Here is a 10,401-nt window from a genome sequence, read left to right as displayed (position 1 = left end):
TGCAGCGCCTCGTCGCCCGTGCCCGAAACCGCCACCGTCGAGCGCAGCTTCACCAAAATCGCCGCGTAGTTGCGCCGTAGCGCCGTCGCGCCCGTCCGGATCTCCAGCGTGCAGTAATCGCTCGGATGCTCATCCCACGGGTTCACCGTCACAACGGAATCGAGGTAGGCCGTCAAGCCGGCAACCTTGCTTTCGAGAAAAAAATTGTTGCCCTCGACCTCCATTGTCGCCTTCTCCACCGCCGCCGCCCCGTGATCGCAGGTGTCCGCGCAGCAGTTCTGCAACACCGCCGATGCGTGTTTGTTAGCCAGGAAGCCCACCTCGGCGTTGTCGGCCCGGCAATAGATGAACCGCGCCCGGCTGTAGCCCGTCACCTGGAACGCTCGTAGGGGTTGGTCGCGCCGACCTTTAAATGGATGATGTTTTCGCCGGCCAGCGGATAGGTCAGGGCCTGGATCATCGCGTTGAGATGTTTTTTAGCGGTGGCCCAGCTTTCGCCGGTGCCGGAATCGTCGGACTGGTCTGGATCGACGTACCAATTGGGCATGAGCGCTCTCCAAGCGCCTTCGCTTCGTGCATCCAGATACGTTGTAAATCCGGAAGGCGAATAGGAAGATACATCTTTGAAAAAAAAAAAAACAAGGGGAAAATGAATTATTTTTTTAATGCATATGAATTGAATCTGGCCGGTGATTTGGGAATGGATTATAAGCCATGGAAAAATAAACGAAAATTATCAGTTCCGGCAAATCCGGCGGAGGGTTCGGCGAAGAGGTGAGATCGCGGCTGCTAAGCCGCTCTTACACCAGTCAAGTCGCTGGCGCTGCCGATGTGGATTCCGGCTGGCGCACGGTAAGACGGCGAGGTTTTTTTTCAGGGTCGGGCTTTGAGATGCCGAAACGAGTTCGGCATGACGGGTTGGGCGGCGTTTCCCCCTCATCCCTGCCCTTCTCCCACGAGGGGAGAAGGGAAAGCAATTTCACCCCTCGTCCTTGCATCGGCGAGGGGTCGGGGGTGAGGGTACAATCTCACGTGGACCCCGGCCGGCACACGGAAAGACGGCGGCAAGCTGATTTTTGAATTCAGCGTCCGGCGGGCCTGGCGAGCAGTTCTTGAATTTTCGCCTCCCAGAATTCGATGGGGCGGAAACCGACGATCATTTCGCCGTTGACGAAGAAAGTGGGCGTGGCGGTCACGCCGCGGTCGTGGCCTTCGTTGATGTCCCCCAGAATTTCCGCGCGCGTTTTCGGGTCGGCCACGCACTCGTCGAGCGCCTTCATTTTCAACCCCGCTTCGCTCGCGTACGCGGCGATGTTTTCCTTTTGCAGGTACTTGTTGTTGCGAAACATCGCTTCATCGAGCTGCCAGAAACGATTTCCTTTCGCGGCGCAGCGGGCGTACAGGGCCGCCCGGCAGGCGTCGGGATGGAAGGGCCGGTTGATATTCGGATTGCATTCCAGGTCGAGCGGGTAATCGCGGTGCGTCAGGCGGATTTTATCGGGATATCTGCCAACCAGTTGCAGCATGACGTTGTGCGCCTTGCCGCAGAACGGACATTGGAAATCGGTATACTCCTCGATTTGAATGGGCGCGTTCGGGTTGCCCAACGTCAGGCCCTGGGCGGGCAATCCCTGAAAAGCGAAACGACCGCCGCCCGCTTCGATGCCCAGCAGCGGCGAAACCCAGAAAAACTGCGACAAGGCGACCACGGCGAAGACGGCCGCTCCGGCCTGCCAGCCGCGATGGGCGCGGACGACGCCGAAAAATTCCCGCGGTCCCGCCGCCGCCAGTTCGCGCCGGTGGCCGCGGTTGGCCAGCAGCAGGCAGATCAGCATCGTCAGATTAACCAGGTAAACCGAACAACAGACGATGCAGATCGAACCGATGACGGCAAAGGCCAGATAGGCCAGAACGGTGATCACCGGAACCGAGATCGCGGCCAGCCAGAAAAGATAGGACTGCCATTGGCGCAACGACCAGACGCCGGTGAAGGAAAGCAGCAACACCGCCAGCGCGACGGCGTAGTACTCGAGGCCGTACAGGGCGATCGGCACGCCCAGGATCACGGCGTATTCGCTCGTTTCGACCGTGACGCAATTGATCGTTTCGCTGATGGCGCAAAAGCTGTCGACATTGGGGCCGTGCTTCTGAACGAGGAGAAACAGGTCCAGGGAATAAATGCTGGCCGCCAGGCCGATTACCAGACAGAAGAAAATGACGATAAATCGGCCGGTGTATTTTTTTTCGGTCATGGCAGGATGAGCGCCTTTTTCATTTGTTGGCGGACCATTTTCTTCCTCATCTTCGCCGCCGGGCGATGCGGGATCGCGGCGGGGCGGCCTCTATTAATAAGAGTTTTGCCGTTGTCCGGCAACTTTGTTTTTTCGTCTCGCCGGAGCGCGGCCGAAAGACGGACCATCGCCGGGGAAACGAGGTTAAAAGCAAAGAGCGCGCCGGAGCGCGCCCTTTCGCCCGTTGGTGGTTTTTTCGTTCGCCGGCCGGTTACGCCTCGGCGGCTTCCAGCGATTCGGTTGCCTGCGCCAGCAGCGAACGCTGCTCGCTGAAAAACGAATCGAGCTTCTGGAAAATCAATTCGTGGGTCTTGTGAATGCCCGCCATGGTCGTTTCGTCGTTCACACCCAGGCCGTCGAGGATCTTCAGGGCCTCGTTGTAGCCCTTGTCGATGGCCCGGCCGATGACCTTTTCGTACTTGTCGAGCGCTTCCTCGTCGGTCAGTTCGCTGTGCTGCTTGCGATAGGTGGAATACATGCCGAACACGAAGCTGGTGATCCGGTCGGCGGTCGCCTCCGGCGAGGCATCGACGGTGTTGAGGTCGACGCCGAGCATGTCGGCCGCCTGCTTGGCCACCGCGGCCACCTTCGACAGCGTTTCCTGGGTGTAAACCTTGAAGGCGAAGGTCGTATCCCGCTTGGCGACCACGTCATTGAGCGGGATGGAAGTGGATTTGGTCGTATCCGTGGTTTTTTTGGTTGATTTGGGAAGCAAGGTCTCGATCTGAACCGCACTATTGATCGCGTTCACAGCCATACTTACCCCCTACGTTCCATATACGATTCATCGGTAACCCAAACCGAATACTTAACCCCAATATAAGGCCCCCGTGTCGATTTGCTTGGGCGGCGACAAAGGAATACACTTTTTCCCATGATTTCCAAAATGGCGGCCCGCGCCGTGAAAAAAGACAAAAAACGCGATGAACCCGCGCATTTGCGGCGTTTTCTGCACGGGTCGTTCGACCATTACAGCACCGTTTTTCACGGCCGTTTCGGCCTGCTGCTCAATCTTTTTTTCCGCTTTCTGTTCGGCCCGGCCACGATCAACGACGCCGACCGCGAGGAAATCCGTCGCGCCGCCGAAAAAGGCGCCGTCTGCTATGTGATCCGCGGCCGCAGCCGGCTGGAATACCTGCTGCTTTCCTACAAATTACGGCGTGAAAACCTGCCGTTTCCGCAATTCTGCCATTATCTGCCGGTCTATTGGTGGCAACCCTGGACGACTTTCATCCGCCGGACAGTCGGCATCCTCGTCAGCCTGTGGGAAAAGAAGGGCTATCCCAACCCGTACGCCAACGGCTACGTCGAGGATCTGGTCGAAAAGCGCATGCCGATGCTGCTGCCCCTGCACCATTTTTCCGGCCTGCCCCGCCGCTTTCTGCGCGGCAAGTCGCCGTTCGATCCGCTGCAGGCCCTGCTGCGCATCCAGCGCGAAACCGACACCCCGATTCTGCTCGTGCCGCTGTTCATCAGCTACGGCCGCCGCCCCCAGCGTGAAACGCGGACGGTCATCGACCTGATCGCCGGGCCGCCGGACAACCCGGGCCGCCTGCGCCGCCTCTGGCAATACCTCCGCAACCGTTCAAGCGTGTACATCAAGGTCGCCCAACCGCAAGAACTGGAAGACCTGGAGGAAGCGGTGCGGATGCGCGTTCCCGAAATGCTCGATCCCGAGCCGGAAACGGCCTACCACATCCGCCGGGCGCTGCTGGAACGGCTCGAGGAGGAGCGCCGGACGGTGCTCGGACCGGCGCGCAAAAGCCGCACGGAAATCGTCGAAATGGTGCTGCACGACCGCCGGTTCCTGGCGGCGATCATGGATTACTGCAAAAAGAACGATCAGCCGTTCATCGAAACCCGCCGGCGGGCGCGGCGCTACCTGGAAGAGATGGCGGCCGATCAGCGGCCGTGGGCGGCGGGCCTGCTGCGGTTTACGCTCGACCGCCTGCTGCCGCGCGTTTACGAAAGCGTGGAGGTCAATACCGACAGCCTGGAGCAGGTGCGCAAGGTGATGCGCAAGTCGCCGGTGGTGTTCGTGCCGTCGCACAAGAGCCACATCGACTACCTGATTCTCGGCTATGTGCTGGACCAACACCATCTGCCGATGCCGCTGACGGTCAGCGGGATCAACCTGAATTTCTGGCCGCTCGGCCCGGTTTTTCGCGGCGCGGGCGCGTTTTTCATCCGGCGGGCATTCCGCGGCAAGCGGATCTACACCCTGTGCCTGGTGCGCTACCTGGAAACGGTGCTGCGCGAGGGCCTGAGCCTGACGTTCTACGTCGAGGGCAGCCGCAGTCGCGTCGGCAAGCTGCTGGTTCCCAAGACCGGTTTTTTACAATACCTGCTCGAGGCGTCGGCGATGGCCAACCGTTCGGAAATCGCCTTCGTGCCGGTTTCGATCGGCTATGAGCGGATTTTCGAGGAACGCTTCTACACCAACGAGGCGGCCGGCAAGCCCAACGAGGGCGAGAACCTGCGCACGATGCTGCGCAACCGCCGGATGCTGACCAAGTCGCGCGGCCGTGTCTGGATCGACTTCGCCGCGCCGATTCTGCTCAACGACCTGGTCTGGAACCGCGCGGCCGCGTCGCCGGCCGACGACGAGGCGCGGCGCGACCTGGCCAAGCGCATCGCCTACCGCGTCGTGCACGACATCAACGAACTCCAGCCGGTGACCTCCTACGCGATCGTCGCCGAAGCCCTGCTGGCCGGCGTGCGCCGCGGCGTGCCCGCCGAAACGGTGGCCCGGCGCTACGCGCTGCTGCGCGACTATCTGCGCTATACGCACACGGTCATGCCCGAAAGCCCGGTCAGCGTCGAGATCATCCTGGCGACGATGGTGGCCGAGAAGGTGCTGACATTCGAAACCGGCGAGGAGGACGAGCCGCCGTATTACCTGCTCGAGGAAAGCAAGCGGTTGCCGCTGACGATCTACGCCAACACGGTGATACCGCACCACCAGGCCGTCAGCCTGCTGTCGCTGGCGATGCTCGGCCTGCCCGGGCCGCAACCGGCCAAGAAAATCTTCGACCACTTCCGGTTTCTCGTCGGGCTGCTGAAGCGCGAATTCATCTTCGGCGGCGACCCGGCGCGCAGCGTCGAGGCCGACCGCGAGGAAATGGAGAAGGCGCTGGCGTTCGGCGAGTCGCAGGGCTGGATCGACAAACGGCCCGAGGGCCTGGCCCTGTCCGCGACCGGCCAATTCGCCGCCGAAACCTTCGCCGCCGTGGCGACGGGCTACGTCGAGAGCTACCACCTCGCGGCGCGGACGCTGGCCGGTCGCAAGGCCGAAAGGACCTTCGAAAAGGATCTGATCAAGCTGACGCTGAAAAAAGGCGAACGGCTGGTCAGCCTGGGCGAACTGGCGCACCCCGAGGCGGTGCACAAGATCACCATCGAAAACGCCATGCACCACTTCGCCGACCTGGGCGTCCTGCGCGGCGAGATGATCATCGCCGACAAGACCAAGGCGGCGAACCACTCCTACCAGGTCGCCGATTTCGTCCAACTGCGCGAAATCATCGACCGCACGAGCGTTTACCTGCCAAAGAAGTAAGGTTTATCGACCAACTATTTTTCTTTTTGGCTAATGAAAAGGCTATGCAATGCCGTCTAACCGTCACCCTTCCGCCGGCATCGGCCCGGGGCCGAGGCCGCGTTCGGCTAAGAAGACGCGCATTTTTTGCAGGAGGCGCGATTCGAGTTGGCGCACGCGTTCGCGGGTGACACCCAGGTGGTCGCCGATTTCCTGCAGGGTCAACGGTTCGTCGGCCAGCAGCCGGTGGTGCAGAATGAAGGCTTCCTTGTCGCCGAGGTTGATCTCGAATTCGGCCAGCGATTCGCGGAAGCGCTGGATCTCTTGATGGTCGGCCAGAATCTCGTCTTGCCGATGGCCGGGACCGGAGATGAGATCGCCCACCGTGCCCTTGCCGTCCTCGCCGGCGGGCGCGTCGATCGACAAATCCGGGCGGCCGAGGCGCTGCTCCATTTCGACGACGGTGTCGGCCGGGACGTCGAGGCGTTCGCCGATGAGTTGCGGCGTCGCGGTGAAGCCCTGCGACTCGAGGCGTTCGCGCTCTTTCTGGAGGTTGAAGAACAATTTGCGCTGCGCCTGCGTGGTGCCGATCTTGACCATCCGCCAGTTGTTGAGGATGTAGCGCAGGATGTACGCCTTGATCCACCAGGCCGCGTAGCTCGACAGCTTGACGCCGCGATAGGGATTGAACTTTTTCACGGCCTGCATCAGGCCGATGTTGCCTTCCTGGATCAGGTCCATGACCTGAATGAACGCCCGCTGGTATTCCATGGCGATCTTGACGACCAGGCGCAGATTGCCGGTGATCAGGCGATAGGCCGCCTCCTTGTCGTCCTTTTCGAACAACGCGACCGCGTATTTCATCTCCTCGTCGCGCGTCAGCAGCGGGTGATGGCGCAGCTCCGCCAGATAGCGTTGCAACGCGCCGACATAAACCAGATTCTTTTCCTTGATTTCCTCACCGGAAGACAGTTGTTCCTCGCCGGCTTCCTCTTCCGCGCGATCGACGACTTCCGGATCGATAGGGGCGTTTGAACCGACCATCGGAAAATCTCGCTTTCTAATTTTTCAAGGTTTACCTATCTTCTATCCAGACACCACAACCCATCGTGTGGTTAGTTCCAAATGATTTTTGGTATCATCAAGAAAATTTATAATATGCTCTTACCCCCCAATAGAATCATTTCTAGCACAATTCCCCAAAGCTTGTCGAGGGCAATGTCGTTTTTACCAAGAGTAGCGGCTGCGATTTCTAACTATTTGTTTTATATCCGTTTTTAATAACATGCCCCCCTCATCGCGGCAGCTTTTCGACTTTCATTTGTGATTCCAGGCGGTTCAACGCATTTTGACAAGGCGATAAAACCTGTACTAAGGTCAAGGCAATCGATCACGGAGTGCCAGACGATGTCCAAGGAATTGGTTTCCCGAATCGGAGTTTCGCTGCCGCCCGACCTGTTGGCCGAATTCGACGGTTACCTCGAGGGAAAAGGTTACGAAACGCGTTCGAAAGCCATCGCCGACCTGATGCGGGAGGCGTTGCTGCGCGAGGAATGGTCCAGCGGCAACCCCGAGGTCATCGGCGCGGTGACGATCGTCTACGATCACCATACCCGCGGCCTGTCGGATCGCTTAACCGAAATTCAACACGATCATTTCGCCCAGATCGTTTCCACCACGCACATTCATTTGGATCATCACCGCTGCCTGGAAATCGTCGTGCTGCGCGGCAAGGCCGACGAGGTGCGCCGGCTTGGCGATCGCCTGATCAGTTCGCGCGGCGTGCTCAACGGCAAACTGGTTTTCGCCGCCACTGAAACGGCCCAAACGCCGGCCGCCCGCTGACCGCCGCCCGCCAGTCGCGACCGGCTCTCGACTCCCGGTCCAGACTTGAAAAATCCGCGAAAACATCTATAGATAGAACCCTTGAGCGACCCGAGGGAGGTATCCATGCATCGCCGTATTACGTTGGCTCTGGTGATTCTGGCTTTGTCCGGTCTGCTGCTGGCCTCGTTCGCGATGGCCGATCCGTCGGCGCCCGGTCAGGCGCGGGATTTGCTGAAAAATCAGGGCACGGGCTGGCTGGCCGGCAAGACCACGCTGAGCGACCTGACCTACGAACAGAAAATGGCGCACCTCGGCTGGCGGCCGAGCCCCAATCTGGATCAATATCCGAAATTCCACTCCGATAAAAAAATCGCCGACGTCCCGCGGCACCTCGATTGGAGCGAAATCAACGGTGGATACGTGACGCCCGTGCGCGACCAGGCCGATTGCGGCAGTTGCTACGCCTTCTCCGGCGTCGGCGCCGTCGAGGCCAACTGGGCGATCCGCCTGGGCCTGACCAATCCGCAACTCGACCTTTCCGAGCAGTTCATCGTGAGCTGCTACAGCATCCTGGGTTGCGATGGCGGCTTCATGACCGACGTGTTGATCACGGCGCGCGACGTGGGCATTCCCGATGAAAACTGCTTCGAATACGACGCCTGGGACGACGCTTGCGGCCAACGTTGCGGCGATTGGCCGACGCGCACGCTCAACCTGGAGGAATTCCAGGTCGTGCTCAACGACGTCGCCGACACGCAGGAAGAATACGAACAGATCATCCTGGCCTTGCAGGAAGGCCCGTTGACGGTGGGTTTCGACGTTTACGAGGACTTCTTCAATTACACCTACGGCATCTGGCACGACTCGGGCATGTACATGGGCGGCCACGGCGTGGTGATGGTCGGCTACGACATCGACAGCAAATACTGGATCTGCAAAAACTCGTGGGGCTACGGCTGGGGCGAAAGCGGCTATTTCCGCATCGCCTGGGGCGAATCGAACATGGGCCGCGAAATGCTGCTGCCCGTGCCGCCGGCCTGCACCAAACAAGCGCTGATCGCGCGGCCGGTGACGCCCGGCGCCGAATTCGTACAGTACCAGCTTACCGACATGCCGGTCACGGCCCGCGTCACCAACGATTGCGGGCGCGGCGTGGCGGGCGTCGATGTCACGGCCACTTACAACGGCCAGACCATCCTGCTGTACGACGACGGCGCGCACGGCGACGTCGGCGCGGGCGACGGCGTCTTCCACTGCACGGTGCCGGCGGCGCTGCTCGAATACGGCCCGGCGACGATTCTGATCGAAGCCACCGCCGACGGCATGACCGGCGCCGAGTACACGGTGAACGGCCAGATCAAATATCCGGCCGACCTGCTGATCATCGCCGACGACGGCGAATACGAGGGCGACGCCTTCTACACCGGCGTCCTGGATCAACTGGGCATCGATTACGACGTCTGGCAGGTCTCCACGCAGGGCGATTACCCAAACAAGCTGCTCGCCAAGGCGCCGGCCGTTCTCTGGTTCACCGGCCCCTCGCTGGGCTCGTTCGCCGATGACGAGGAAACGGCGATGAAGGCCTACCTCGACGGCGGCGGCAAGCTGTTCATCGCCGGCCAGGATCTGCTGCAGAACATCTACGACACCCGCACCTCGTTCGTGCGGCAATACCTCAAGGTCGCCAACTACAACAACGACATGATGACCCCCTCGGCCAAGGGCATCACCGGCGAACCGCTGACCGACAACCTGGGTTGCCAACTGACCTATCCGTTTACGAATTACTCCGACACCATCCGGACGATGGAAGGCGCGACGGCGATCTGGAGCGATCCGAAAGACCGGCCGATCGGCTTGAAATACCCGGCGGACGGCGTCGAGGCGACTTACCAGGTCGTGCTCAACGCCTTCCCGCTTGAAGCGATGAAGAGCGACGTGGCCGCCGAATTCCTGCAACGCGTGTGGGATTGGTTCTTCGCCGACCAGTGCCTCGACACCGACGGCGACGGCTACGGCATCGGCGGCGCCTGCACCGGCGAGCCGGATTGCCAGAACGACGATCCGGCGGTTTACCCGGGCGCGCTGGAAATCTGCGACGACGGCAAGGACAACAACTGCGACGGCCTGACGGATTCCGAGGATCCGATCTGCCCGGACGATACCGACGACGACAACGACTCGGGCGGCGACGACGACAGCGGCGACGACGACAACGGCAGTGACGACGACGACGCGGCGCCGGCCGATTCGGACGACGACGACGACGACAACGACGGCGGCTGCGGCTGCTAGCGGCGCGGCATCGGCGGGAGAAAAAACGTGCCGATCTACGAATACGAGCATGAAGAAACGGCTTGCGAGCTGGGCGCAGTATTCGCGATCAAGCAATCGATGAAAGACGAACCGCTGCACCGGTGCCCCGCTTGCGGGGCGCCGGTGCGCAAACTCATTTCGCGCGCGAACGTCAACACCCCCAAAACCAACACCGAGCTGCGCGATCTGGGGTTCACCAAGCTGGTGAAGCGCGAAAGCGGCGTTTACGAAAACGTCACGGCGCGCGGCAACGACAGCAAATACGTCTACCGCGACAAGCCGGAAACCCTGCCGAACCTCAAGAAGACGATCACCGATTAAACGCTCGTCGTTTTCATCAACTCGGCCAAACCGTTAACGGAAAAACCCCGACGCCCACGGGCGCCGGGGTTTTCCTCACTGCAATGCTCCGCTTATCCCTCTGACTTG

Annotated in this window: 9 protein-coding genes; 4 read left to right on the top strand and 5 right to left on the bottom strand. The window is 60.6% G+C overall.

From position 1 onward, the window contains the following. The 4 genes from GX444_12895 to GX444_12880 form a co-directional block, all read right to left on the bottom strand. Nucleotides 1-374, bottom strand: a 374-nt coding sequence (locus GX444_12895) for a hypothetical protein (GenBank protein NLH49479.1), incomplete at its 3' end; no start/stop codon positions are given. Continuing rightward, nucleotides 371-547 carry a hypothetical protein gene (locus GX444_12890; GenBank protein NLH49478.1) on the bottom strand — a complete coding sequence of 59 codons (177 nt, stop codon included), beginning with the start codon at nt 545-547 and terminating at the stop codon, nt 371-373. The genes GX444_12890 and GX444_12895, both read right to left, overlap by 4 nt. Before the next feature lie 535 nt (nt 548-1,082). Beyond that, entirely contained in the window at nt 1,083-2,252 is a 1,170-nt protein-coding gene (locus GX444_12885) for a thioredoxin domain-containing protein (GenBank protein ID NLH49477.1), read from the bottom strand. 250 nt (nt 2,253-2,502) lie between these two features. After that, nucleotides 2,503-3,048 (bottom strand): DUF5610 domain-containing protein, encoded by a 546-nt coding sequence (locus GX444_12880; GenBank protein NLH49476.1) that lies wholly within the window; start codon nt 3,046-3,048, stop codon nt 2,503-2,505. Between the two features lie 117 nt (nt 3,049-3,165). Between GX444_12880 and GX444_12875 the strand changes: the two genes are divergently transcribed. Continuing rightward, on the top strand, nt 3,166-5,850 hold the full coding sequence (locus GX444_12875; protein NLH49475.1) for a hypothetical protein: 2,685 nt from the start codon (nt 3,166-3,168) through the stop codon (nt 5,848-5,850). A gap of 63 nt (nt 5,851-5,913) precedes the next feature. On the opposite strand, the gene GX444_12870 is transcribed toward GX444_12875, so the two are convergent. Continuing rightward, the gene (locus tag GX444_12870) at nt 5,914-6,873 is read right to left on the bottom strand and encodes an RNA polymerase factor sigma-32 (protein ID NLH49474.1); all 960 of its coding nucleotides are present in this window, start codon (nt 6,871-6,873) and stop codon (nt 5,914-5,916) included. A gap of 363 nt (nt 6,874-7,236) precedes the next feature. Between GX444_12870 and nikR the strand changes: the two genes are divergently transcribed. From nikR to GX444_12855, 3 genes are all read left to right on the top strand, one after another. Continuing rightward, entirely contained in the window at nt 7,237-7,674 is a 438-nt protein-coding gene (gene nikR / locus GX444_12865; GenBank protein NLH49473.1) for a nickel-responsive transcriptional regulator NikR, read from the top strand. Between the two features lie 105 nt (nt 7,675-7,779). Continuing rightward, a complete protein-coding gene (locus GX444_12860) occupies nt 7,780-9,951 on the top strand; it encodes a hypothetical protein (protein ID NLH49472.1) in 2,172 nt (723 codons plus the stop codon). A 27-nt stretch (nt 9,952-9,978) separates the two neighbouring features. Further along, nucleotides 9,979-10,293 carry a zinc ribbon domain-containing protein gene (locus tag GX444_12855; GenBank protein NLH49471.1) on the top strand — a complete coding sequence of 105 codons (315 nt, stop codon included), beginning with the start codon at nt 9,979-9,981 and terminating at the stop codon, nt 10,291-10,293. Nucleotides 10,294-10,401 lie beyond the last annotated feature (108 nt).

Source organism: Myxococcales bacterium, assembly GCA_012517325.1.
Classification (GTDB): Bacteria; Lernaellota; Lernaellaia; order Lernaellales; family Lernaellaceae; genus JAAYVF01.
The sequence above is the reverse complement of the archived record's forward strand: the minus strand, read 5'-3'. Positions and strand labels throughout refer to the sequence as shown.